The organism is Novosphingobium sp. 18050 (genome assembly GCF_902706195.1).
Lineage (GTDB): Bacteria > Pseudomonadota > Alphaproteobacteria > Sphingomonadales > Sphingomonadaceae > Novosphingobium.
In genome coordinates, this window is sequence record NZ_CACSJO010000014.1 from 106913 (window position 1) to 130877 (window position 23965).

General features: G+C 64.5%; 21 protein-coding genes. 16 read left to right on the forward strand and 5 right to left on the reverse strand.

All coding sequences use genetic code 11. The annotated features are described in order from the left end of the window. Positions 1-36 precede the first annotated feature (36 nt). Positions 37-2511, reverse strand: a complete 2475-nt coding sequence (locus GVL61_RS14845) for a TonB-dependent receptor (RefSeq protein ID WP_200844784.1) — start codon at positions 2509-2511, stop codon at positions 37-39. Positions 2512-2631: 120 nt separating this feature from the next. Next, positions 2632-3282 (reverse strand): TetR/AcrR family transcriptional regulator, encoded by a 651-nt coding sequence (locus GVL61_RS14850; protein ID WP_235037712.1) that lies wholly within the window; start codon positions 3280-3282, stop codon positions 2632-2634. A 480-nt stretch (positions 3283-3762) separates the two neighbouring features. Here GVL61_RS14850 and GVL61_RS14855 point away from each other — a divergent pair, with 480 nt between their 5' ends. The 11 genes from GVL61_RS14855 to GVL61_RS14905 all read left to right on the forward strand — a co-directional run bounded on the left by GVL61_RS14855 (position 3763) and on the right by GVL61_RS14905 (position 16492). Continuing rightward, complete coding sequence (locus tag GVL61_RS14855) at positions 3763-5991, forward strand: TonB-dependent receptor (RefSeq protein ID WP_159981432.1); 2229 nt, start codon at positions 3763-3765, stop codon at positions 5989-5991. A gap of 101 nt (positions 5992-6092) precedes the next feature. Then, complete coding sequence (locus GVL61_RS14860; protein ID WP_159981433.1) at positions 6093-8618, forward strand: glycoside hydrolase family 3 protein; 2526 nt, start codon at positions 6093-6095, stop codon at positions 8616-8618. A gap of 32 nt (positions 8619-8650) precedes the next feature. Next, entirely contained in the window at positions 8651-9562 is a 912-nt protein-coding gene (locus tag GVL61_RS14865; protein WP_235037713.1) for a LysR family transcriptional regulator, read from the forward strand. A 121-nt stretch (positions 9563-9683) separates the two neighbouring features. Further along, a complete protein-coding gene (locus tag GVL61_RS14870; protein WP_159981434.1) occupies positions 9684-9914 on the forward strand; it encodes a DUF3311 domain-containing protein in 231 nt (76 codons plus the stop codon). After that, entirely contained in the window at positions 9911-11362 is a 1452-nt protein-coding gene (locus GVL61_RS14875; protein WP_159981435.1) for a sodium:solute symporter, read from the forward strand. Before GVL61_RS14870 ends, GVL61_RS14875 begins: the two co-directional genes overlap by 4 nt. Positions 11363-11588: 226 nt before the next feature. After that, positions 11589-12515, forward strand: coding sequence for a dihydrodipicolinate synthase family protein (locus GVL61_RS14880; RefSeq protein WP_159981436.1), 927 nt, complete (start codon positions 11589-11591; stop codon positions 12513-12515). Positions 12516-12517: 2 nt separating this feature from the next. Next, positions 12518-13744, forward strand: coding sequence for an FAD-binding oxidoreductase (locus GVL61_RS14885; RefSeq protein WP_159981437.1), 1227 nt, complete (start codon positions 12518-12520; stop codon positions 13742-13744). Continuing rightward, entirely contained in the window at positions 13741-14043 is a 303-nt protein-coding gene (locus GVL61_RS14890; protein ID WP_159981438.1) for a 2Fe-2S iron-sulfur cluster-binding protein, read from the forward strand. The genes GVL61_RS14885 and GVL61_RS14890 overlap by 4 nt, the downstream gene beginning before the upstream one ends. Continuing rightward, a complete protein-coding gene (locus GVL61_RS14895) occupies positions 14040-15464 on the forward strand; it encodes an FAD-dependent oxidoreductase (protein WP_159981439.1) in 1425 nt (474 codons plus the stop codon). The genes GVL61_RS14890 and GVL61_RS14895 overlap by 4 nt, the downstream gene beginning before the upstream one ends. Before the next feature lie 104 nt (positions 15465-15568). Further along, complete coding sequence (locus tag GVL61_RS14900) at positions 15569-16060, forward strand: VOC family protein (RefSeq protein ID WP_159981440.1); 492 nt, start codon at positions 15569-15571, stop codon at positions 16058-16060. A gap of 24 nt (positions 16061-16084) precedes the next feature. Then, positions 16085-16492, forward strand: coding sequence for a RidA family protein (locus tag GVL61_RS14905; RefSeq protein WP_159981441.1), 408 nt, complete (start codon positions 16085-16087; stop codon positions 16490-16492). Positions 16493-16559: 67 nt separating this feature from the next. Here the strand turns inward: GVL61_RS14905 and GVL61_RS14910 are convergent, their stop codons facing one another. Both GVL61_RS14910 and GVL61_RS14915 read right to left on the reverse strand, forming a co-directional pair. Further along, positions 16560-17195 (reverse strand): flavin reductase family protein, encoded by a 636-nt coding sequence (locus GVL61_RS14910; RefSeq protein WP_159981442.1) that lies wholly within the window; start codon positions 17193-17195, stop codon positions 16560-16562. A gap of 7 nt (positions 17196-17202) precedes the next feature. After that, complete coding sequence (locus GVL61_RS14915) at positions 17203-18168, reverse strand: carbon-nitrogen hydrolase family protein (RefSeq protein WP_159981443.1); 966 nt, start codon at positions 18166-18168, stop codon at positions 17203-17205. A gap of 121 nt (positions 18169-18289) precedes the next feature. Here GVL61_RS14915 and GVL61_RS14920 point away from each other — a divergent pair, with 121 nt between their 5' ends. Together GVL61_RS14920 and GVL61_RS14925 are read left to right on the forward strand one after the other, a co-directional pair. Next, positions 18290-19417 carry a cupin domain-containing protein gene (locus GVL61_RS14920; RefSeq protein ID WP_159981444.1) on the forward strand — a complete coding sequence of 376 codons (1128 nt, stop codon included), beginning with the start codon at positions 18290-18292 and terminating at the stop codon, positions 19415-19417. 57 nt (positions 19418-19474) lie between these two features. Continuing rightward, a complete protein-coding gene (locus tag GVL61_RS14925; RefSeq protein WP_159981445.1) occupies positions 19475-20398 on the forward strand; it encodes a fumarylacetoacetate hydrolase family protein in 924 nt (307 codons plus the stop codon). Positions 20399-20490: 92 nt separating this feature from the next. On the opposite strand, the gene GVL61_RS14930 is transcribed toward GVL61_RS14925, so the two are convergent. Then, the gene (locus GVL61_RS14930; protein ID WP_159981446.1) at positions 20491-21417 is read right to left on the reverse strand and encodes a LysR family transcriptional regulator; all 927 of its coding nucleotides are present in this window, start codon (positions 21415-21417) and stop codon (positions 20491-20493) included. Positions 21418-21528: 111 nt separating this feature from the next. Here GVL61_RS14930 and GVL61_RS14935 point away from each other — a divergent pair, with 111 nt between their 5' ends. The 3 genes from GVL61_RS14935 to GVL61_RS14945 are packed head-to-tail and all read left to right on the forward strand — an operon-like array spanning position 21529 to position 23942. Next, on the forward strand, positions 21529-22686 hold the full coding sequence (locus tag GVL61_RS14935; RefSeq protein ID WP_159981447.1) for a muconate/chloromuconate family cycloisomerase: 1158 nt from the start codon (positions 21529-21531) through the stop codon (positions 22684-22686). A 3-nt stretch (positions 22687-22689) separates the two neighbouring features. Beyond that, on the forward strand, positions 22690-22980 hold the full coding sequence (catC, locus tag GVL61_RS14940; protein WP_159981448.1) for a muconolactone Delta-isomerase: 291 nt from the start codon (positions 22690-22692) through the stop codon (positions 22978-22980). 41 nt (positions 22981-23021) lie between these two features. Next, complete coding sequence (locus tag GVL61_RS14945) at positions 23022-23942, forward strand: dioxygenase (protein WP_159981449.1); 921 nt, start codon at positions 23022-23024, stop codon at positions 23940-23942. Positions 23943-23965 lie beyond the last annotated feature (23 nt).

Below are 23965 nucleotides of genomic sequence, written 5' to 3' on the forward strand. Positions count from 1 at the left end.
GCCGGCGACGGACTTTTCCGCCGCCGGCCTGCCTTGTCAGAACTTGACGCTGGCCTGGATCTGGACCGTGCGCGGCAGGTTCACGAAGCCGATCTCGTCGGACATGACGGCGGCGTTGGTGCCGGTGCCCGAGCCCGTGTTGGGCCCATCGACCGAACCGCCGACGATGAACTGGTTGGTCAGGTTCTTGCCGATCAGCGCGATTTCGAAACGCTCGTCGTTGAACTTGAGGCGCAGCGTGCCGTCGAGGGTCAGGTACTTCGTCTGTCCCGAAAGCGGGTGAGCGAAGCTGGAGGCGAGGTAGGAGCTGGAATAACGGCTGTCGAGCGTCGCCCCGAACACCGTGCCCTGGCCGACTTCGGTTTCATAGCCGATGCCCAGCGAACCGGTCCACTTGGGTGCGACGGCGGTGGGCGCGCCGCTCAGGTCCTGGCCCGGAGCCCCCTGGAAGGTAGTGTTGCAGCCCTGAGCGATCGACTGGCCGCCGTAACATGGCGCAACGTAATCGAGGTAGCGCGCCTTGTTGTAGTTGATCGAGCCGTGCAGGTTCAGGCCCGGCACCGCGTAAGGTGCGAATTCGAATTCCAGCTCCGCGCCCTTTGTGCGCGCGGACCCGGCATTGGTGGTGATGAAGGCGAACGTCTGGGCGTTGAAGAAGTCAACCTGCAGGTTGACGTACTTGTAGCTGTAGACGTCGAAGTTGAGGCGTAGCTGGTTGTCGAGGACCTTGGACTTGATACCCACCTCGAAGCCGCGCGCTTTTTCGGGTTGGAACGCGACATCGCTGGGCACGGTGCTGGCGCTGACGAAGCCCGAGTTGGAGAATCCGCCCGATTTGTAGGCGGTCTTGTAGGCGCCGTAGATGGTGACGTCGTCGGTGGCTTTCCAGCTGAGGGTAGCTTCGGGTGACCAGTTGCTGAAGGTCTGGTCGGCGGCGACCGGAGTATTCTGCAGGAACAGGCCTTGCAGCGCCGCATTCACGTAAGGCTGGATGAGGTAGCTGTCCTTGGTCTCGTGAATATAGCGCACGCCTGCGGTGGCTTCCAGCTTCGGCAGGATCTTCCAACTGACCTGGCCATAGGCGGAAAGCGTCTCGCCGTGGGTTTCCGAATGCTTGTAATAGCCGAGGTAACGGTACTGCGCCGGCGCGGTCGAATCCTCGATATTGCCGAACGAGCCGGTCTGCTGGTGGTTGCGGTGGGTCTTCTGGTAATAGGCGCCGGCCAGGAGGTTAATCGGGCCGTCCAGCTTGGTCTGCGCGCGCAGTTCACTGGAGAAGGCGTGGTAGACCGAGTGCTCGGTGGAAGGCGCGGCGGCGATGTCGCTCGACACGAACGTACAGTCGCAGGCCCACTGGTTGACGTTGCGGTTGTAGTTGTTGACCCAGGTGACGTCGACGTCCTTGAAGGCATATTCTGCCGTGCCGGTCACGGCCCAGCTGGTGTACTTGTTGTAAAGCGCCCCGTCGTCACGCGACCACGGGTTTGTGCCCGCGAGATCCTTGGGGAAGTAGTTCTGGTAGACCGTGAAGTCCTTCTTGCAGGCGATTGCCGGGTTGGTTGAATAGGTCCCGGTGGCGCATCCGTAAGGCACATAGTTCCACGAGTTGTTGTTGACCCTGGAGCGTGAACCGTTGGCCTTGACGGTGAACTTGAAGTCGTTGCCCGGATCGTAGACCAGCGTCACGCGGCCCAGCAATTCCTGTGAGCCGGGGTTGTCGCCGTCATACGCAGGCGCGAAATGCGGAGTGGTGACGCCGGTGGCGACGTCGAAGGTGTTGTACGTCTTGTCGATGCCGCCGTTTTTGAAATAGCCGCCGAACATGTTGGAAGCGCGTAGTGCGACGCGCACGCCCAGCGTATCGGTGATCGGACCCGAGCCGACGAATTCACCGACCAGTTCCTTGGAGCGGAATTCATAGCCCATCTTCGCCTTGAATTCCGGCGTGGCGGTGGGATTGGCGGTGCGCAGCGAGATCACACCTGCGGTCGCGTTCTTGCCGAAGAACAGCGATTGCGGGCCCTTCAGCACTTCGACGCCGTCAAGGTCGAGGAAGCCTTCGTTGATGACGCGGCCCTGGCCGTAATAGACGCCGTCGACGACTACGGCGACCGACTGTTCGATGCCGATCGAAGTGGAGGACGAGCCGATGCCGCGAAGCGTCAGCTGTGCGCCCGATCCGTTCGATGAGCGGCCGATGGTGAACTGCGGGGTTTGGGTGGAGATCTTCTCCAGGCTGGTCATGTCGTATTTCTGGAGTTGCTCTGCGGTGATCGCGGTGACGGCGACCGGCACGTCCTGCAGGCTTTCCGCGCGGCGGCGGGCGGTGACGACGATATCGCCGAGGCCGCCTTCGATGGCGTGGTCCTGGGGCGCTGCCGGTGCGGCCTGCGGTGCAGGCGCTGCCTCAGCGGCGGCGTCCTGGGCGTAGGCGGGTGTGAGTGCGAAAGCCGAGATGACGGCGCCAGCCATAAGAGCGGCGCGCGCAGTTGGTCCTGCCAGTAAAGACATGAAAAAGATCCTTTCCCCTTAAACCGGCAAAAGGGCCTTTTCTACTTGGTCGCCCCCCGGTGCCTCTTTTCTGAGGTAGGCATCAGACTACACCCGGAAATAAATGCAGTGGACTGCAATTTATGCTAGGCGGTCACTTGCCGACTGCGACAGCACGCGGGTGTGTTTTCGGGCTTCTTCGCGTAACGCATCGTCGAGTGACGGCTCGGCATAGGGCAGCAGCACCTGACAGATCGCAAGGCGCAGGTACGTCTCCAGGGCGGAGTCGGCGATCTCGCGCTTGGCCCACAAAACGACGGTGCCCACCATGCTCATGCAGATGAGGCGCGAGACGAAGGCAATGTCGTCCACCGCGACCTGTCCGTTCGCCCGCATCGCCCGCAATGCGCCGCCCGCGAAGTGTTCGTAGACTTCGGGCAGGCCCACCATGTCGGCATGTTCGACAAGGATCGGGGCGAAGGCGCGGGCAAGCTCAGGGGCCTCGAAAGTCTTGTTCGCCAGCTTGCGGGGCAGGATGTTGAAAAATCCGATGCCCATGCCGCCGTCCCGGTGGGCCTCCGAGATGGTCTCCTCGCTGCGTTCGCGGGCGCTGAAGGCGAAGAGGCGATCCTTAGATCCGTAGATGTTGAATAAGGTGCGCTCTGCCACTCCGGCGGTCTGGGCGATGAGCTTCATCGACAGCATCTCGCCGCCGTGGCGGGCAAGCAGTTCGAACGTGGCGGCCTGAATGCGCTCACGCCGTTCGCGCTGGCGCGGCGTGAGTATACGCACAGGCGGTTCGATTTCGCGGGATGGTGGAGCAGCAGCCATGAACGATACTTAGAATGAACCGCCGCCAGATCAAATGCGCTCGTACGGATCATTGCGAAAGGCGGTGCCTTCGTTAGGGCAATGTACTCGGGCCGGGCTGGAATCGGGGTGCGGCGAGGTACAGATCTGCCTACCGGCTGGAGCATTCAGCGTCATTGTCCTGACATCACGGCCTGCCACTGGGCCCGAAGCGATTTGACCGAGCGCTGCCGCTGCATCGGTGTTTCCCGCGATAACCCCACGGATTTGCGCCGTTTGTGGGGAACACGCGGGCCAGCTATTCATGAAATCGTTACCACCAGTGTTGCTTTGATCGCAACGAAGTTCGCCGATTGGCTTCATTGAAGCGCAACCGGGTGCGTGTGACGTTCCTTTCATCCGGTGAATGCGGGGACACTTGCTGTCGCGCCGGCTACAACAAAAGTGGTTGAAAGGGGTTCCATGAACATCAAGAAGAACGGGTCGCTCAGGCTTTTTGTATCCGGCATCATGGCCGGCACCGCTCTCTGCGCCGTGCCTGCGTTGGCGCAGGATGCCGGCGCCGCCAGCGGAACCGGCGGTGACATCGTCGTCACGGCTTCCAAGCGTACCTCCTCGACCATTCAGGACACCCCGATCGCCGTCCAGGCGCTGGGCGGCGACGCGCTCAAGGACAAGGGCGCAGTCGACTTCGCCGATTTCTACCATGCGATCCCCGCGCTTTCGGTTCAGGATGAGGGTCCGGGCGACAAGCGTTACGTGATCCGCGGCATCAACTCGGCAGGTGCGAGCACCGTCGGCCTTTACCTCGACGAAACCGTCATCACCGGCGAGAACTCGCAGGATGGTGGCGGTCAGGCCCCTGATATCAAGTTGTTCGACATCGACCGCGTGGAAGTGCTCAAGGGGCCGCAGGGCACCACTTTCGGCGCCAGCTCGATGGCCGGTACGATCCGCTACATCACCAAGAAAGCCGATCCCGATGCCGGTGTGAACGGCTACGTCCAGTCCGCCCTGCGCGCCACCAAGGGCGCATCGCTGGGGATGCAGACCGACGGCGCCGTCAACCTGCCGATCATCCCCGGCGTTCTTGCGGTGCGCGCATCGGGCTTCTATGCCGATCTGCCGGGCTGGATCGACAACCGCTTCGAAAAGGGCGCCAACGCCGAAAAGAGCAAGGCCGGACGCCTTACCGCGCGCTTGCAGGCCACGCCTGACCTGACCGTCGACCTGACCGCGATGTATCAGGACGTCCATCAGGACGCGAAGAACTTCTACAACAAGGTCGACTACGACGGTAACACGCTGCCCTCGGACTACCAGGCCGACGAAGTGCGCGCGCCTTACAATGACAAGAGCGAAATCTACAACGCGACCGTCAACTACAAGCAGCCCTTCGGTACGTTCACCGGTACCGTTTCGCGCTTCGTGCGTGACACCGAATTCGTGCGCGACGCCTCGCTGGCGGCACAGGCCTTCTTCGGCCTGCCCCACGCCGGCACCGGCCGCAGCGCGCTGAAGCAGGACAAGCACCGCCGGGTGGACAGCGGCGAACTTCGCTTCGCTTCGGACTTCGGCGGCCCGTTCCAGATCCTGGTCGGCGGGTTCTTCCAGAATGAAAACCGCGATTACCGCAGCTCGTGGCCTAAGGCCGATGCCTCCGGCAACTTGTCCGATGCCAGCGCCGACCTGCTCCTCGACCGCACTGTCGCCACCCGGATCAAGGAGCGCGCGCTGTTCGGTGAAGTCAGCTACGAAATCGTGCCCGACCTGACCTTCACCGCCGGCGGCCGTTTGTTCGACTTCAAGCTTGAGCAGGTTTCCACCGCCATCGTCTCGGCCGGCGGCGGCACCGGCGCCGGCGTTGGTCCCAAACTGAAGACCAAAGACAACGGCCTGATTGGCCGCTTCAATCTGGCGTACAAGCTGAGCGATCAGGTCAACACCTATATCCAGGTCGCGCAGGGCTACCGTTCGGGCGGCACCAACGACCAGACCGCAGCAGCCATCGCCAATGTCGTCATCCCCGACGGCTACGGTTCGGACTCGCTGTGGTCCTACGAGTGGGGCGTGAAGACCACGCTGATGGACCGCAAGCTGTTCCTGAACGGCGCGCTTTATTACATCGACTGGTCGGATATTCAGGTCTCGCAGCAGGCGAGCAACGGCACGCTTTCGTTCGGTTACACCGGCAACGGCGGCAAGGCTGAAGTGAAGGGCGTGGAAATGACGCTCGAAGCGCGTCCGATCCCCGGCCTCGACATCAACCTGTCGGGTAACTACAACACCGCCAAACTGGCGCAGGACAATCCGCTCCCCGCTACTGGCCGTAAGGGCGATCGCATTCCCTACGTGCCGGAGTGGACCGGCTCGGCCAGCGTCAACTACTCCACCCCCGTCGAGGCGCTGGGCGTGGAGGCCTCGTTCGGTGCCGATGCCAGCTATCAGGGCGCCATGGCCACCAAGTTCAACCCGACTATCGACAACTACCAGACGCTCGGTTCGTACTGGCTGGTCGGGCTGCGCGCGGGCGTGAACAATGGCCCATGGTCGGTGAATCTCAACGTCACCAACCTGTTCAACAACCAGACCACGATCAACTACAACGAGATCGTGCCGGGGGTTTATCCGCTGGGCTACTACACCAACCGTCCGCGTACCGTCAGCCTCTCGGGAATGGTCAAGTTCTGATTATGATTGCCGCTGTCTCGAAGTTCGCCCTCGGGTCGTACCAGGCGGCAACGTCCCGGAGAGCTTTGCTCTCCGGGATTTCCGTCGCCGCTCTGTGGAGCATGCCAGCACTCGCCGCCGAGGCGGACAAGCCCTGGCTCGATGCCGCCCGCAGCCCGCAGGAGCGGGCCCAGCTGGCGGTCGCCGCGATGACGGACGACGAGAAGCTACAACTGCTTCAGGGCGATACCGAACTCGATGCTAACGGCACCGGCGTCAACGCCTGCGTCGGTCACATCAGCGGTATTACCCGGCTGGGGCTGCCCGGTCTGTGCATGGGCGACGGTCCCGCCGGTGTCGGCAACGGCATGAAGGGCGTGACCCAGTTCCCCGCCCCGATCATGGGCGCGGCGACTTTCGACCGGGCGCTCATGGAAGGCTACGGCAAGGCGCTGGGTGCCGAACACGCGGGCAAGGGGCGCAATGTCGTGCTCGCCCCCACGATCAACATCATCCGAACCCCCAAGTGGGGCCGCCTCGCCGAAACGCTGAGCGAAGACCCGTTCCTCACCGCGCAGCTTGGCACCGCGATCACCACCGGTATCCAGTCGCTGGGCCTGATCGCAACCCCAAAGCACTTCGCCGCGAACAACCAGGAATGGCTGCGTCTGGGCGATGGCCCTACCTACGAGGCAGTCGACGCCGTGATCCCCGAGCGGGCGCTGCGCGAAATCTATTACCCGGCGTTCGAAGCCGTGGTGAAGACGGCCAGGGCCGGCTCGATCATGTGTGCGTACAACCGCGTCAACGGGCACTACGCCTGCGAGAACCCGGCGATAATGGGCCATCTCAAGGACTGGGGCTTCGACGGTTTCGTGGTTGCCGACTGGTACTTCGCCCATCGCAGCACCGTGGCCTCCGTCAAGGCCGGGCTGGATATCTCGATGCCGGGAGGGGTCAGCCCTTTCGGTTTCGCCGAATTCTATGGCGTAAAGGAACTCAAGGCCGCGCGCGCCAAGGGTGAGATTGCGCAGGCCGATATCGACGGCATGGTATCGCGGATAGTCACGCCGATGTTCCGCCTTGGCCTCGTCGACAAGCCGCTTCCCGGAAGCGCCACCGCAGACGTGCGCAACCCCGCACACCTCGTCCTTTCAGAGAAGATCGCCGAAGAAGGCACCGTGCTGCTGCGCAATGAGCGCGGCGTGCTGCCGCTCCTGCCGGGCAAGCTGGCCAGCGTGGCGATCATCGGCGACGATGCCGGCGCCAACGTCCAGACTTCCGAGCGCTACGGCGGCTTCGTGAAGACCGAGGACGTGGGTACGCTCAAGACCCCGCTCGATGCCGTCAAGGCCGCGCTGGGGCCGGATACTTCGGTCACTTACGCACGCGGGACTCTGGGCATCCTGCCCTTGCCGGCTATGCCTGCTGCTGCGTTCGAGAACCTGACCGCCACCTACTACGCCTCGCCCGACTGGACCGGCAAACCGGTTGCAGTCCGCAAAGAAGCCGCGATCGATTACGCCGAAGCCGGCCCCAAGGCCGGCGTTACAGGCCTGCCGGCTCTGTGGTCTGCCCGCTGGACGGCCAGCTTCGTACCCGCGAAATCGGGCGTCTACCGCTTCTCGCTCAACGGTGGCGGCGAAATCGCGCTGAACATCGACGGCAAGCGCGTCGCCTATGTTCCCAAGCAGAGCTTCCGCCTTGCAACTCACGGCACGGTGCAGCTTGAAGCGGGCAAGCGCGTTTCGCTCGAACTCGCCTATTCCAACGCGCCGACGCTTTCGGCCAACGAACTGCGCCTTGGTTGGGAGGCCCCCGACAGCACGCTGATCGACGAGGCCGTTGCCGCTGCGAAGAAGGCCAAGGTCGCGGTCGTCTTTGTCGCCGATCACGTTTCCGAAGGCGCGGACCGCACCGACCTCAAACTGCCCGGCGATCAGGACGCATTGATCGAGGCCGTCGCCGCCGCCAACCCCAATACTGTCGTCGTGTTGCACACGGTGGGGCCGGTCCTGATGCCGTGGCAGGGCAAGGTCGCCGGCATTCTCGCCGCCTGGTATCCGGGCGAGCAGGCTGCGGATTCCATCGCCGCGCTGCTGACCGGCAAGGCTAACCCCTCGGGCAAGCTGCCGGTGACTTTCCCGGCCGACGAGGTGAACGGTCCGGCCGACCAGCCCGCTCGCTACCCCGGCATCGGCACCACAGCGCGCTACGACGAGGGCATCTTCGTGGGTTACCGCTGGTACGACGCCAAAGGCATCGCGCCGCTCTATCCTTTCGGCCACGGGCTGTCTTACACCACCTTCGGATACGACAAGCTGAAGGTGACCAAGGCAAGGCAGGGCTGGACGGTCACTGCAAAGGTCAGCAACACCGGCAAGGTTGCAGGCGACGAAGTGGCGCAACTTTATCTCTCGATGCCCGCCGCTGCCGGTGAACCGCCGCGCCAGCTTAGAGGTTTCGCGCGCGTTTCGCTCCAGCCCGGCAAGTCGGCCACGGTGGAATTTCCCCTCGACGCCCGCGCGCTGTCCTATTGGGACGAGACTGCGAAGGATTGGCGCATGGCCAAGGGTACGTACCGCCTTCAGGTCGGTTCGAGTTCGCGCGACCTGCCGCTGGGCAAGGACTTCGATCCGGCGCGCTGACCTGCTAGGTGGGGGCGTAGAAGGAGAAAGCCTTGTCCGAAGCCGGAATGCGATACCTGCTGGAAGCGCTTAATGCCGGCTCGATGCGGGCGGCGGGGGATCGGCTCAACGTCGCCCCCTCCTCGATCAGCCGGCAGATAGCCCAGCTTGAAAGCCAGTACGGCCTCGCGCTGATCGAAAAGGGCCGGCGCGGGGTGCGCCTGACCCACGCGGGCGAGATCGTCATCGCCCACTACCGCAACCAGCTTGCGGACCGTGAGGCGCTGCGTTCCAAGCTGGAGGAACTGCGCTCGGTCCGCACCGGACAGGTGACGGCGGCGATAGGAGAGGGCTTTGCGGGCAAGGCCTTCACCAGCCTCGTCAGCCAGTTTTCTGAAGCCAATCCGCAGATTACTCTCGAAATCCTGACCGGCTCGACGCAGGAAATCCTGCGCATGATCGCCGACGACGAGGCGCATTTCGGCCTCGTCTTTTCCACTCCTAACGACATGAAGATCCACGTCCGCTCGGTGATCGCCCAGCCGTTGATGGCGATCATGCTGCCGGACCATCCTTTCGCCTCGAAGGCCAGTGTGACCATCGCGGAACTCGGCCAGGTGCCACTGTGCCTGCCGCCTACGAACTTTCGCATCCGCCAGATCCTCAGCGCTGCCGAGGCGAACGCGAAGATCTATCTGCAACCCGCGATCACCTCGAATTCGATCCATGTGATGCAGGACGCGGTGCGTTCGGGCATTGCGCTGGCGATCCTGCCGCAGATTTCGGTCTGGTCGGAACTGACGGAAGGCGCGATGGTCAGCGTACCGATCGCCGACGACCAGATCGAGGAGACGACCACCAGTCTCGTCCTGCGCTCAGGCCGCCAACTCGAAGGCGCCCCGCTGCGTCTGCTCAAGCGCATCGAGGCTCAGCTGCGCCAGTGGAACCGCCCTTTTCAGCGCTGACGGCAAGGGTCCACGAACGGCGGTACGTTCCTTAAAACGCAACGCATCTGGTTCCAGTTCGTCATTGAACGCAACGCATCGCCCGTTCACGCTGCCCACTGGATTATCCGAGAGCCGAGCCATGACCGAACCTGACGACATCGAGACCCCGCCCGGCCTCAAGAAGGCCGACCTGCTTCTCCTGCTGCCGTTCGTCTGGCAACTGGGCTTCGCGCCCTGGGCCAACGGTGTCGAGTGGCGCCCGCTGGGCCTGCCGTTCGGGATGGTATGGCAAATGGCCGGAATTGTCTTCGCGACCGCCGTGCTGGGGCTTCGCTACATGCTCGACCGCAAGCTGGAGGACGCGGCATGATCCTCGCCCTCATTCTGCTGATCGTCGGCGGTACTGTCGCCGGGTCCATGCTTTACGGTCGCCGCAAGCAGAAGCGCGCACAGAACATGGAGGAATGGGCGCTGGGCGGCCGCAAGCTGGGCACGCTGGTGTTCTGGTTCCTCAATGCGGGCGAAATCTACACCACCTTTGCGGTGCTGGGCATATCGGGTTTCGCCTGGGCTTACGGTGCGCCCGCCTATCTCGCATTCTGCTCGGTCTCACTGGCTGCGGCGATAGGTTACTGGCTGACCCCGCTGATCCACGCCTATGGGCGCAAGCACAGGCTCGTCACCCAGGCCGACTTCTTCGCCCACCGCTACAATTCGCGCTGGCTGGGCGTCTGCATCGCCGCTGCCGGGCTGGTCGCGCTGGTGGTATACGTGCAGATCCAGGTGACGGCGCTGACGCTGGTGGTGCGCCTTGCCGCGCCCGGCGTCGGGCAGGGTGCCGCTGCGCTGGTGGCCGTGGTGCTGATGCTGCTGTTCGTGTTCCTCGCCGGCCTGCGCTCGGCTGCTTTTGCGGCGGGCGTGAAGGACATCCTGATGCTGGTGGTGGTTATCGCGCTGGCCTGGACCGTGGCGGGTGTGGTCGGTGAAACCTCCGTCCTCGACCTGTTCCGTACCGTGGGCGAGCGCTTCCCCGAAGCCGTTCGCTTCCCCGGCCTCAAGCCCGAACTCGGCCTCGACGTGACGTGGCTGGTGACTTCGGCGCTTAACGTCGCGCTGGGGACATACGTGTTCCCTCATATGTTCCAGCTCTGCTATTCGGCCGACAGCGGCGACACGATCCGCCGCAACGCGGTGTTCCAGCCGATCTACTCGCTGTCGTACTTCTTCATCATCCTGCTTGGCTTCGCGGCGCTGCTTGCCGGCACGCAGGCCCCCGGCGGCGACCCTAATGCGTTGTTGCTGGCTTTCGTGGGCGAGCGATATCCGGCCTGGATGCTCGGCGTCCTGGCAGGCACGGCCTCGCTGCTCGCGCTGGTGCCGGGGTCGGTGCTGCTGCTGACCTGCGGCGCCATTTTCGGGCGCAACATCGTGCGCCCGCTGATGCCCTTGATCGACGACAGGACGGAACTGCTGGCCTCACGGCTGGCGATGGTCATCTTCGCCGCCATCGCGCTTTACCTGACGCTGGGGGCGAGTGGCTCGCTGGTCGAGATCGGGCTGTCCGCCTATGCCGCGATCGGCATGCTGGCGCCGGGCGTTTACTGCGCCTTCCTGATGCGCCGGGTCAGCGCCGTGGCCGTCCTCGCAGGATTGCTGACGGGCTATTCGGTGATGTGGGTGCCAGCGCTGTCGAGCCTTGCCTCGGGTTGGTTCCCGCATTGGGAGGCGGGCCTCGTCGCGCTCCTCGCCAATGCGGCGGTCACGGTCGGTCTGTCGCTTGCGGTTCCACGCAAGACGCCGAGCCTGCAAATGGCCTGACGTACATTCAGAGGTACAATCAAACGCCGCGTCCGGTTCGTCCGGGCGCGGCGTTTGCGCGTCTGCCACCACCTCCACTTCGTTGCATCCAGCGCAACGTATTCGCCCGGTACGCGCCATTGTTGCAAAGCACACTGGCTGGCATCGATCGAGGGCAAGGCGGGAAGCGGGCACAGACCACGCTGCCGCAGCAGGACAAACGCAAGTCAGGAATAAGGACGTTAGCATGGCAGCCAGCAAGCGGTCGCGGGTCAACTGGCAGGGGTACATCCCCGCCATCACGACGCCGTTCATCGACGAGGACACTCTCGACGAAAAGGGCATCGGCCTCCTCCTCGAATGGTTGGTAGACCAGGGCATGCACGGCCTCGTCCTTGCCGGCACCACCGGCGAGTGGACCAGCATGACCCGTGAGGAGCGCGCACGCCTCTTCACCGTCGCCGGTGAGCAGATGGGCAAGCGCGTGCCGCTGATCGCAGGCTGCTCCAGCTTCACCGCGCGCGAGACGATCGCTTACGCCCAGCACGCCGGCCAGTGCGGCTTCGAAGGCGTGCTCATCACGCCGCCGCCTTACGTGCGCCCCGGCGCGGACGAGATCGTCGCCTTCTACGAAGAAGTCGGCGCGGCCATCGACCTGCCGATCTGCGTCTACAACTGGCCTCCGGGCACCGGCATCGACATGCCGCTGGAACTGCTGCGCCGTCTGGCAGAGATCGATGCCGTGGTTGCCATCAAGCAGTCGACCCCGCGCTTCACCCACTTCGCAGAGACGTTCTTCGCCCTGCGCGAACAGGTCCGCGTGTTCGGCTTCCCGATGGACGAACTGGGCCTCACCATGCTGCGCGTCCACGGCGGCGACGGCACGATGGGCGCAGGCGGCGTGCTGGGCCGCAACCAGACCGGCTTCTACGACAAGCTCTGGGCCGGCGACATCGACGGCGCGCGCGAATGCGGTTTGAAGGACCGCGTGCTGATGGAGGAATGGTACACGCCTGAACTCGTCGGCCGCTTCGGTTCGGGTCCGGCGATCCTCAAGGCCGCGTTCGACGCGATGGGCCTGCCGGGCGGCACCGTGCGCAAGCCTTTGCGGGGTGTCAGCGAGGCCGACCGCGAAAGCATTGCCGAGACCTTGCGAAAGCTCGATATGATTTGATGATGACGAGTTTGAACAGCCGGGGCGAGACTTCCAACTTCGACATTCTGATCGTCGGTGGCGGTCTCGTCGGCTGTGCGTCGGCCTGGCACCTTGCAAGGCTTGGACTCAAGGTGCTGGTGGCCGAACGGGGTCATCTCAATTCCGGTGCTTCGGGCCAGAACGCCGGATCGCTGCACTTCCAGATAGAGCGCCGCTTTCTCGAACAGGGGGAGAAGGCTGCCGCCGACGGCGCGCGCATCGTCACGCTGAACCGCCTCGCAATCGAGGAATGGCGCGGGATCGAGCATATGCTCGGCCGCCCGCTCGACGTCGCCATGCACGGCGGGCTGATGGTCGCCGAGACCGAAGAGCAGATGGCGCTGCTCGCCTTCAAGGTCGCGCGGGAAAACGAGCTGGGCCTGTCGACGCAGGTGCTGGATAGCGCGCAGTTGCGGGAGCGGGCGCCGTCCCTCTCGCCGCATCTCGCAGGCGCGGCGTGGCTGGCGGACGAAGGCCACGCCAACCCGCGTATTCTTGTGGATGCCTTTGCCGAGGGCGCAGTGGAGCAGGGCGCACAAATCCGCACCGGCACCGCGCTGACCGGCCTCTCGATGGCCCGTGATGGGACTTACCGCGCGGTGCTGTCCGGTCCCGACGGCGAACTGCGGGTCAACACCCCGCGCGTGCTGCTGGCATCGGGGCACTGGACGGCGCGCCTTGCCGGGCTGCTCGGGCTGAACGTGCCGCTCTACGCCGCGCCGCTGATGATGAGCGTTACCGACCGCACGGAGCCGGTGCTGCCGTATCTCGTCCAGCACGTCGGCGCGCGGCTCTCCATGAAGCAGACCGAGGACGGCAACCTGCTGATCGGCGGCGGATGGCCTTCACGCCTTGTCCGGCGCGCCGACGGAACGCCCGATCTGGACCGTCCCGCTACGGTGGAGATGAAGAACCTGCGCGCGAACCTTGCGGTCGCAGCGCGGGTGCTGCCGGGGCTGGCGCAGCGCTCGCTGCTGCGGACATGGACCGGCACGACCTGCATCTCCGCCGATCAGTTGCCCATCGTTGGCGAAATACCTGCAGCGCCGGGGCTGTTCGTGGCTGCGGGCGGCTCGCTGTTCACGCTCGGCCCGGTGCTGGCACGTCTGCTGGCGCGCACGATCGCCGAGGGAAGCCCGCCGGAAGAACTGTCGATGTTCCTGCCCCGCCGTTTCGCCCATCTCGACGCTTTCGCGGTGCTGCCATGAAGCGCATTGAGCAAGGTGTGACCCGCCCCGCGCAGATCGCCGTCGAAATCGACGGTGCGCGGGTAATGGTCCATCCCGGTGAGACGGTGGCGGTAGCGGTGCTGGCCTCTGCCTCGCAGCGTTTCCGCGACGACCGCTCGGGCGCGGCGCGGGGGATGTTCTGCAATATGGGAACCTGCTCCGAATGCACGGTTTGGGCCGCGGTCGGGACAAGTCCATGGCGGCGCCTGCGTGGGTGCCTCGTGCCTGTGGAACCGAGCCTGCGCATCAGTACCCGCGATCCGGAATCCAGGCCATGACCGTGTTCGATATCGCCATCGTCGGCGGCGGTCCGGCGGGCCTCGCCGCTGCCGAGCGCACGTTGGCGGCAGGTCTCTCCACTTGCGTGATCGACGAGCAGCAGCGGCCGGGCGGCCAGATATTGCGCCAGCCTCCCGCCGGGTTCTCGGTGCCGGGCTGGCTTTCCGGGGCGCCCTATCGCAAGGGCCGGGCCTTGCTGGACAAAGTCAGCGATGATGCAAAGCTGAACTGGCTGGGCGGACACTCCGTCCTTGGCATCACCCCCGATCCTGCAGGCGAGGCCGGGTTTACCCTGGCCTTGTCCGGCACCATGGGCGGCGTTAGCGAAGTGCAGGCGAAGCGCGTGCTGGTGGCGGGCGGCTGCTACGACATGCCGGTGGCGCTGCCGGGCTGGACCCTACCGGGCGTGATGAGCGCAGGTGCGGTGCAGACCATGGTCAAGGCGCAGCAGGTCCTGCCCGGGCAGCGCGTCGTCCTGTTCGGCACGCATCCGCTGATGATCGTGCTGGCCCAGCAGATCATCGAAGCAGGCGGACAGGTCGAGGCGGTGTGCTTCGCCCAATCCTTCGCGCAGATGGCCAAGGCTGCGCTGGCTCATCTCCCCCGCGCGATAACCATGCCCGCGCCGCTCATCGCAGCCGCTGGCGGAATGGCCGTGCTCCGCCGTGCCGGAGTGCAGGTTCGCTACGGCGCCCCGGTGCTACGCAGCGAAGGCGAGGGCTTGGGCGGTGTCGAACAGGTTGTCATCGCGGGGCCGAAAGGCGAGGAAGCAATCGCCTGCGACCTCGCCGCCATGTGCTACGGCTTTCTTCCGCAGGCGGACCTTGTCCGGCAGGTGGGCGCGGGCGTCCGGTGGTCAAACCCCGCCGGAGGGTGGGAGGCCGTCCACGACGACGCGATGCGCTCCACCGTTCCCGGCCTATACGTGGCGGGCGAAACGACGGGCGTGGCGGGCAGCGATGCCGCCATGGCTGAGGGCGCTATCGCTGGCCTCGCCATTGCGCAGGACGCAGGCGTCTTGACCGCGCGCGACGCCTCTGCGGCGATGCGCGGCCCCCGATCAGCCCGAAAGGCGATGCAGGGCTTCATCGACCTGCTGCGCGCCGTTGGCGATCCGCGCCCCTGGCTCCCCGCAGCAAGCGCTGAGACGCTGCTGTGCCGGTGCGAGGATATCCCGGCGGGGGCAGTCGACAAGGCCATCGCCGACGCCCTTGCCGTGGGGCCTTCCTTTGGCGCCAGCGCGATCAAGTTGCGCTGCCGGGCGGGCATGGGGCTTTGTCAGGGCCGAAGCTGCGAACATGCGGTTATTCGCCGTATCGCGGCTGCGCGCAGCTGTGCTGAGGAAGAGGTGGACGGCTTCCGCCCGCGTTTCCCGGCGCGCTCGCTCGCTATTGCTGATTTGCTCGACGACGCCGGGTAGTTGGCGATTCGTTGCGCGCAGCGCAACATCTTCGCATCGTCCACGCCATTGCCGCAGGCGATGCGCGGCCTAGGCTGGCGGCAATTCCCAGCTCGGAGATGTGCATGACCGACGCCGCCCAAGATCGTCCTGTTTTCATCGAGGCCGACCATGTTTCATGGACCGTCCAGGATGCCGATGCCGTAGCGAAGTTCTACATCGACGTGCTGGGCGCAGTCGAACTCTTCCGCATGGGGCCGCTCGATGCTGCCGACATCCCCGTCGGCGCGGATGGGCGCGACTGGATGGCAAGCCACGTCAACGTGCCCGGCGCCCGCCTGACGCTCATCATGCTCAAGCTGACCGCCAACCTCAATTTCCAGCTCGTCCAGTATGACAAGCCCGCCGACCGTACCTCCACCCTGCCGCGCAATTGCGACTGGGGCGGCCATCATCTCGGCCTCAAGGTCGACGATGTGGAGAAGGCGGCGCGTTATCTCGCCGCGCGTGGCTGCACGCCGATGGAGGTCATCGACATCACCGAAGGCCCGCTCGCCGGCAAGAAGAACCTCTATATTCAAGACCCCTGGGGCCACCAGCTCGAACTCGTCGACTGACCTGCATCACTTTCGGAGCCTGACATGACCAGCACCCGCATCAATCCCGAAACACTCTATCCCAGCGTCCAGTACGGTTTTTCCCACGCCACGCTGGACGAGGCGACCGGCACCGTCCACCTCTCGGGCCAGGTGGCCTGGGACAAGGACTACAACGTGGTGGGCGCTGGCGACGTCGGCCTTCAGGCACGCCAGGCGCTGGCCAACATCAAGGCCGTGCTCGATTCGCTCGGCATCGGATCGGAGCAGGTGCTGCGCCTGCGCACTTTCATCGTGAACTACGACGTCTCGATGCTGGCCGCGATCGGCCCGGAACTGGGCGCGTTCTATGGCGACGCGATGCCGGCTGCGAACACGGTGGTCGGCGTCCAGTCGCTGGCGATGCCGGAGTTCCTGATCGAGATCGAGGCGATCGCGACTACCAGGGTCTGACTTCTCCCGGACTTCAACGAAAAAGGGCCCCGCCGCAAATCGCGGCGGGGCCCTTATTACGTCATCTTCAGGCGTCCTGCTGTTCGCCTTGCCACTGCTCGAAAGTCGGGCGGGTCATCTGGAACAGGTCGGTCGTGCGCGCATACCAGCCCGCACCGTGGACGCGGGCAACGAGGTTCATCGCCAGCGTATCGACGTGGAGGCGCTCAGGATCGATGAAGGCATCGTCGATGTGGAAACGCAGGACTTCGCCCAATGCGATGGTTGTCTTGCCCGCCTCGATGCTCTGGTACAGGCGGCATTCCATCGCCACCGGGGCAGAGGCAATGCGCGGGGCGCCGATCACGCTCGAGGGGAAAGTCTGCAGACCGGCGGCGGTCAGTTCGTCGAACTCGGGCGGGCCGTCGATGCAGGTGAAGTTCATCGCGGAGCTGTCCGCTTCTGATACCAGGTTCACCACGAATTCCCCGGTCTCCAGGATATTCGCGGCGCTGTCCTTGTGGGTGCCGTCGGCGCGGCGCATCATGCCCAGCGCGATCAGCGGCGGCTCTGCGCCCATCATGTTGAAGAAGCTGTAGGGGGCCGCATTGCGCAGCCCCTCACCGGAGATCGTCGTTACCCACGCGATCGGGCGCGGGGTGATGGAGGAACCCATCAGCTTGTAGCGATCGGGAGTCGCAACCTTGGAAAAGTCGAATTCCACTTAAACTTCACTCCCCGCCGGTACGCGTCACCGCACGGCGCGGTGCGACATTAACCGAAAGCTCGAACACGTCGGCGCGGGCATAGTGCCCGACGACATCGAAATCGTACTTGCCGCGTACTACCTGCGCCGGATCGATATCGGCGTAAAGGATTGTTTCGCCGGAATAATCGGGGCCTGCAAGGACCTGGCCAAGCGGGTCGACGATCATCGATCCGCCGCGCAGCAGCACCGTCTCGGGATCGTCGCCCAGCGCGCAGTCGAAATCGGCGGGATAGGCGCCGCGCGTCACGTGCTGGCACGACGAGAGCACGAAGCAACGGCCTTCCAGCGCGACGTGCTGCATGGTGGACGCCCAGCCGTCGCGGTCGTCGGCGGTGGGGGCGCAGTAAAGGGTGATGCCCTGGTCGTACATCGCCATGCGCATCATCGGCATGTAGTTTTCCCAGCAGATCACCGCGCCGATCCTGCCCATGGGCGTGTCGATGACGGGCAGGGTGGAGCCATCGCCGAAGCCCCAGATCAGGCGCTCCGCGCCGGTCGGCATAAGTTTGCGGTGTTTGGCGATCAGGCCCTTCCTGCCGTCGAAGAACAGCGCCGTACAGTAGACCGTGCCGCGGTCCCGCTCGATCACGCCGATGACGAGGAACACGCCGGTTTCGGCGGTGGCCTGCGCCAGCAGTTCCACTTCGGGGCCGTCGAGGTCGATGGAGGCTTCGTGGTATACCCTGAAGTCCTCGCGGCCTTGCGGCTTGCGCATGCCTACGGGCGTGCCGAAGGATGCGCCCTTGGGATAGCCGCCCAGGAATGCCTCGGGGAACACCAGCAGGCTGGCGCCGCCCGCGGCCGCCTTGCGGACGAGACCTGCCGCCTTCTCGGCAGCGGCGAGAGAATCGGCGGGAATCGACGCGGCCTGAATGACCGCAGCCTTGAACGGGGCGGGCGAAATCTGGGACACGGGGGTCTGCGACATGGGGCGCTCCTTAACCGGGAAACCGCAGGGAATCTGCGCGCTGCACTCAGCGATAATAGTTGCATTTGACAGTTTATTCAAATTATTTTAGGTCCGTAATATCTCGATCCGGAGGCAAGCCATGGCGACTGAGAGTTTCGACCAGTACCGCGAGGAAATGATCGGCCGCGCGAACGTGGAGGACACTCCCGAACTCGTTGCCTATTACCAGAGGCTCAAGCAGCTTGGGACCGGTGCGCTGTGGACCGTTGCGAACAAGATCGAGCCGTGGGAGCCGATCTCCACCTCGGTCCCGTACCTGTGGCGCTACAAGGACCTGCGCGACGATGTGATGAAGGCGCTTGATCTGGTGACCCCGGAAAAGGCTGGCCGCCGCGTCGTCTATCTCGAAAATCCGGGCCGCGCCGACGTGGTTGCGGCGGTGGGCTGGCTCTATTCCGGGCTTCAGGTGATGGGACCGGGCGAAGTCGCCTCCAGCCACCGCCACTCGGCCTCGGCGCTGCGCTTCATCATGGAGGGGCAGGGCGCCTTCACCAATGTCGACGGCCACAAGATGACCCTGGGTGCCAACGACTTCGTGCTGACCCCCAATGGCACCTGGCACGAACATGGCGTTTCCGAGGAAGGCACGCCGTGCATCTGGCAGGACGGCCTCGACATTCCGCTGATGAACGCGCTGGAGGCGAATTTCTACGAGGTCCACCCGGAACTGCAGCAGGCGGTCTCCTATGCCGTGGACGATTCCACCGCGACCTGGGCCGGCACCGGCCTGCGTCCGGCGGGCATGGTCTGGTCCAAGCCCTATTCCCCGCTCTTCAAGTACGAATGGGCGCCCACTTACGAGGCGCTGACGAAATATGCACGAGCCACCGACGGGTCGCCCTTCGACGGTGTGATGATGGAATACGTCAACCCGCATACCGGCGGGCCGGTCATGCAGACCATCGGCGCATCCATGCAGATGCTGCGTCCCGGAGAGCGTACCAGGGCGCACCGGCAGACCGGCAGCTTCGTCTACCAGTGCGCCAAGGGGAAGGGCTGGTCGATCATCAACGGTCAGCGCTTCGACTGGCAGGAACGCGACATTTTCGTGGTGCCTGCATGGGCCTACCACGAACACGCCAATGCCTCGGCCAGCGAGGATGCGTGCCTGTTCACGTTCAACGACCTTCCCGTGATGCGCGCGCTGGGCCTCTACCGCGAGGAAGCTTTCGGCGAGAACGACGGTCATCAACCGGTACTGTCTTAAGCCCACCTTAGACCGCCCTTAACGACACCTTAGACCCATCCAAACAGGGGATCACCCATGCGTCTCGTAACTTACCGCGCCAATGTCGAAGCCGAAGGTCGCCTTGGCGCGATCGTCTCCGGTCACGGCGGCGAACACGTCCTCGACCTCGAACTGTTCGGTGAGGAGATGGGCGTTCCCTTTCCCGCCACGATGCTCGAATTCATCGATCTCGGCCCGCAGGCGGTCGCCATCGCGACTGCGCTGATCTCGGACGCCGACGGCCTGTTCCCGCTGGGCACCGCGATCCCCTTCGCCAATGTCACGCTGCTCGCGCCGATTCCGCGCCCGCGCAAGAACATCTTCGGCATCGGCCTCAACTATACCGAGCACGTCGCCGAGAGCGCCAAGTCGCTCGACACCTCCGCCGAGTTGCCGCGCCAGCCGGTGATCTTCTCCAAGCCGCCGACCAGCGTGATCGCGCCCGGTGAGCCGATCCGTCACAACGCCGAGATCACCCAGCAGCTCGACTGGGAAGTCGAACTCGCCGCGATCATCGGCACCAAGGCCAAGGGCGTCGCCCGCGAGGACGCACTGGCCTATGTGTTCGGCTATACCGTCTGCATCGACATGAGCGCGCGCGATTGCCGCCGTGCGGGCCAGTGGATCTACTCCAAGGGCCAGGACACCTTCGCGCCGATGGGCCCATGCATCGTCACTGCCGACGAGATTCCTGATCCGCAGACGCTGGACCTCAGCCTCACCGTCAATGGAGTGACCAAGCAGTCCAGCAACACCGCTTTCATGCTGTTCAAGGTCGACGAACTGGTGGCCGACATTTCCAAGGGCATCACCCTTGAGCCGGGCGACATCATCGCCACCGGCACTCCGGCAGGCGTCGGCGCCGGCATGGACCCGCAGGAGTGGGTCTGGCCCGGTGACACCATCGTCGCGACGGTGGCCGGCATCGGCACTCTGACGCACCCGGTCGTCAAGGCCTGAACTGCGCAGTCAACAGACATACCCTGACTATATGGGGGCCTTCGAGCCCCCATTTTTTTGCCCGCCGCTCGCAGCAAAGAGGTTTATCGGCTCTAGCCGTAGTCGGTGAGCAGGGCGGTGGGCACGCTGTAGCCCCATTCCTCGTATTTGCGGGCGGTAACCCGCGCCAGGATGCCCAGTTCGGGCGAGTGGTCGCCTACCCGGTGGCTCAGGATGATCGGCGAGGTTGCCGGTTCGACGAGATCGCGAAAGGCGACGTCGTGGCTACGTGCGCGGCGCACAGAATCGGGTACGATCGCCATGCCCTCGCCTGCGGCGACGAGGCCGATGGCGATCTGCAATTCGCGCGCCTCGTGGACGATCCGGGGTTCGATCGCGTGGTCGCGAAATATCGACAGTACCTGATCGGCATAGCTGGGCCGCGGCGAACGCGGATAGATGATCTGCGGCTCCGCGGCGAGTTCGTGGAGCGAGACAGGTCCGGTCTCCTGCGCCAGGGGATGTTCGCTGGAGAAGGCGGCCACCATCTTCTCCTCGCGCAGTACGAAGCGGCGTACGGCGGGGTCGTTGAAGCGGATACGTCCGAAGCCCACGTCGATGCGGCCTTCCTTAAGCGCCGCGATCTGATCCAGCGTGGTGCTTTCCACCATGACCAGTTCGACATTGCCCGCCACCTTGCGAAATTCCCGGATCAGTTCGGGCAGGCGGGCATAGATGGTGGAGGCCACGAAGCCGATCACCAGCCGCCGCCGCTCGCTGACGGCGGCGGCCTTTACCATTGCTTCCATGTCCTCCATCCGCGCCAGCATCTGGATGGCCTGGGCGTGGAGCAGCCTGCCTACCGGGGTCAGTCGCAGTGGGCGGGTGGTGCGGTCCAGCAGCTGCGTGCCCACTTGGGCCTCCAGCTGCTGGATAGCGCGAGAGAGCGGCGGCTGGGCGATGTGCAAAAGCTCTGCCGCGCGGTTGAAATTGCCTTCACCGGCGACCGCGACGAAATAGCGCAGTAGGCGCAGGTCCATATTCAAAATACCTTCGAGGTATGCTGCGCAGACCACATTAGTCTTTGAAGGGGTGCTGCTGCAGGACTAGACATATTCCATAAAGTCTAACCATTCGGGAGAGTCGCTGCAATGGCTACGCTGGATCGCGCCGATACCTTCATCGTCGATGTGCCGACGATCCGCCCTCATGTGCTCGCCATGGCGACCATGTATTCGCAGGCGATGGTGATCGTGCGCCTGACCGATTCCGACGGTGTCGAAGGTATCGGAGAAGGCACGACTATCGGTGGCCTCAGCTACGGCGACGAGAGCCCTGAAAGCATCAAATCCGCCATCGACACCTACATCCTGCCGGTTCTGCGCACCTGTAACATCGCCCATGTCGGCGCGACGATGGCGAAAGTGGCGAAAAGCGTGCGCGGCAATCACTTCGCCAAGTGCGCGATCGAAACCGCCCTGCTCGACATGGTCGGCAAGCGCCTTGGCGTGCCGGTCTCCGAACTGATCGGCGGCGGCCGGGTGCGCGACACCCTGCCGGTGGCCTGGACCCTGGCCAGCGGCGATACCGCCCGCGACATCGCCGAGGGCGAGGAGATGCTGTCGCTCCGCCGTCACCGGATCTTCAAGCTCAAGATCGGCAAGCGCGACGTGCGTGCCGACGTCGCCCACGTCGGCGAGATCTGCAAGGCGCTGGGCGACCGCGCCAGCGTGCGGGTCGACGTCAATCAGAACTGGTCCGAGGCGCAGGCGAAGCTGGGCATGGCGATGCTCCAGGATGTGGGCTGCGACCTTGTCGAACAGCCCATTCCCGGGGACGACATTGCCGGCATGGCCCGTCTTTCCGCCGCGCAGGCCGTGCCGCTAATGGCCGACGAGGCGCTGCGCGGGCAGCGCACCGCCCTGCGCATCGCCGCTACCGGCGCCGCCGGTGTGTTTGCGCTGAAGGTTGCCCAGTCCGGCGGGCTTTTCGCGACTGCGGAAGTCGCCGCGATCGGCACTGCGGCAGGTATCGGCCTTTACGGCGGCACCATGCTCGAAGGCGGGGTCGGCACGATCGCCTCGGCCCACGTTTTCGCCACCGTTCCCGAACTTGCCTGGGGCACCGAACTGTTCGGTCCGCTGCTGCAGGTTGAGGAAATCCTCACCGAGCCGCTGGGGTACGCCGACTTCAATCTGGCGGTTCCCACCGGGCCGGGCCTGGGCATCGCGCTCGACGAGGACAAGGTCGCCTCCTTCCGGCGCGACCGCACCGCCCCCCTTCTTCACACCGTCAGCGCAGGAGCCTGAGCTATGCTGTTCATGGTCGAAATGGACATTAATATCCCCCTCGATTTCGATGCCGAAAAGGCAGCGCAGATCAAGGCTGCCGAGAAGGCCTTTTTCCAGGGACTGCAGAAGGCAGGCACTTGGCGGCATATCTGGCGCAAGGTCGGGCTCTATTCCAACGTCTCGATCTTCGATGTCGAGAGCAATGCCGCGCTGCACGACACGCTGATGGCTCTGCCGCTCTACCCCTTCATGACCATGAAGATCACGCCGCTGAGCCAGCACCCCTCTTCAATCCATGACGACGATCGCTGATCACTGATCGCCACACACGCTTGTATACGGGAGAGCTAAAAATGAACGTCAGCTTCGTAAAGACCCCTGAAGTCCAGCAGCTACTCGACAAGGCCGCCGGTATTAACGAGAGCGGCGGCAACCCCCGCCTCAAGGCGATCATGCGCGACCTCACCGAATCGGTGATGGAACTGATCGTCCGCCATGACATTTCCGAGAACGAGTTCTGGCTGGCCATGAAGTACTTGGCTGACGGCGCAGGGGAGATCGGCCTGATCGTTCCCGGCACCGGGATGGAGCACTTCCTCGACCTCTACATGGACGCCAAGGATGCCGAGGCCGGCCTGTCGGGCGGTACCCCGCGCACCATCGAAGGTCCGCTTTACGTCGCCGGCGCGCCGCTGGTGGAAGGCAATGCCAACCTCAGCGTCGATCCCGACGAAGGCACCCATGTGCTGCACATGACCGGCAGCGTCACCGGGCCGGACGGCGAAGCGGTGGAGAACGCCATCGTCCACGTCTGGCACGCCAATTCGAAGGGCTGGTACTCGCACTTCGACCCCACCGGCGAGCAGACGCCGTTCAACAACCGTCGCCGCATCAAGCTGGGCAAGGACGGCTGCTATGCCTTCCACTCCAAGCAGCCGAGCGGCTATTCGGTGCCACCGGGCGGCGCGACCGACCAGCTCATGTCCGCGCTTGGCCGTCACGGCAATCGCCCGGCGCACGTCCACTTCTTCATCGAAGCACCGGGCTATCGCACGCTGACGACGCAGATCAACTTCGGTGACGATCCCTTCGCCAACGACGATTTCGCCTTCGCGACCCGCGCCGGCCTTCTGCCGGTCCCCAGCCGCCAAGGCGACAGCGCCTACATCGCCTTCGATTTCCAGCTCCAGCGCGCCGCCGATCACGGTGACGAAGGGTTCTCTTCGCGCAGCCGCGCCGAAGTGGACGCCGCCCCGGAAACGGAAACCGCCTGAGCTAGATAGAAATACGGGAGACA

Coding starts and splice junctions, on each gene's coding strand:
- GVL61_RS14845 (WP_200844784.1), bottom strand. CDS start 2,511: ATGTCTTTACTGGCAGGACCAACTGCGCGCGCCGCTCTTATGGCTGGC.
- GVL61_RS14855 (WP_159981432.1), top strand. CDS start 3,763: ATGAACATCAAGAAGAACGGGTCGCTCAGGCTTTTTGTATCCGGCATC.
- GVL61_RS14860 (WP_159981433.1), top strand. CDS start 6,093: ATGCCAGCACTCGCCGCCGAGGCGGACAAGCCCTGGCTCGATGCCGCC.
- GVL61_RS14870 (WP_159981434.1), top strand. CDS start 9,684: ATGACCGAACCTGACGACATCGAGACCCCGCCCGGCCTCAAGAAGGCC.
- GVL61_RS14875 (WP_159981435.1), top strand. CDS start 9,911: ATGATCCTCGCCCTCATTCTGCTGATCGTCGGCGGTACTGTCGCCGGG.
- GVL61_RS14880 (WP_159981436.1), top strand. CDS start 11,589: ATGGCAGCCAGCAAGCGGTCGCGGGTCAACTGGCAGGGGTACATCCCC.
- GVL61_RS14885 (WP_159981437.1), top strand. CDS start 12,518: ATGACGAGTTTGAACAGCCGGGGCGAGACTTCCAACTTCGACATTCTG.
- GVL61_RS14890 (WP_159981438.1), top strand. CDS start 13,741: ATGAAGCGCATTGAGCAAGGTGTGACCCGCCCCGCGCAGATCGCCGTC.
- GVL61_RS14895 (WP_159981439.1), top strand. CDS start 14,040: ATGACCGTGTTCGATATCGCCATCGTCGGCGGCGGTCCGGCGGGCCTC.
- GVL61_RS14900 (WP_159981440.1), top strand. CDS start 15,569: ATGACCGACGCCGCCCAAGATCGTCCTGTTTTCATCGAGGCCGACCAT.
- GVL61_RS14905 (WP_159981441.1), top strand. CDS start 16,085: ATGACCAGCACCCGCATCAATCCCGAAACACTCTATCCCAGCGTCCAG.
- GVL61_RS14915 (WP_159981443.1), bottom strand. CDS start 18,168: ATGTCGCAGACCCCCGTGTCCCAGATTTCGCCCGCCCCGTTCAAGGCT.
- GVL61_RS14920 (WP_159981444.1), top strand. CDS start 18,290: ATGGCGACTGAGAGTTTCGACCAGTACCGCGAGGAAATGATCGGCCGC.
- GVL61_RS14925 (WP_159981445.1), top strand. CDS start 19,475: ATGCGTCTCGTAACTTACCGCGCCAATGTCGAAGCCGAAGGTCGCCTT.
- GVL61_RS14930 (WP_159981446.1), bottom strand. CDS start 21,417: ATGGACCTGCGCCTACTGCGCTATTTCGTCGCGGTCGCCGGTGAAGGC.
- GVL61_RS14935 (WP_159981447.1), top strand. CDS start 21,529: ATGGCTACGCTGGATCGCGCCGATACCTTCATCGTCGATGTGCCGACG.
- catC (WP_159981448.1), top strand. CDS start 22,690: ATGCTGTTCATGGTCGAAATGGACATTAATATCCCCCTCGATTTCGAT.
- GVL61_RS14945 (WP_159981449.1), top strand. CDS start 23,022: ATGAACGTCAGCTTCGTAAAGACCCCTGAAGTCCAGCAGCTACTCGAC.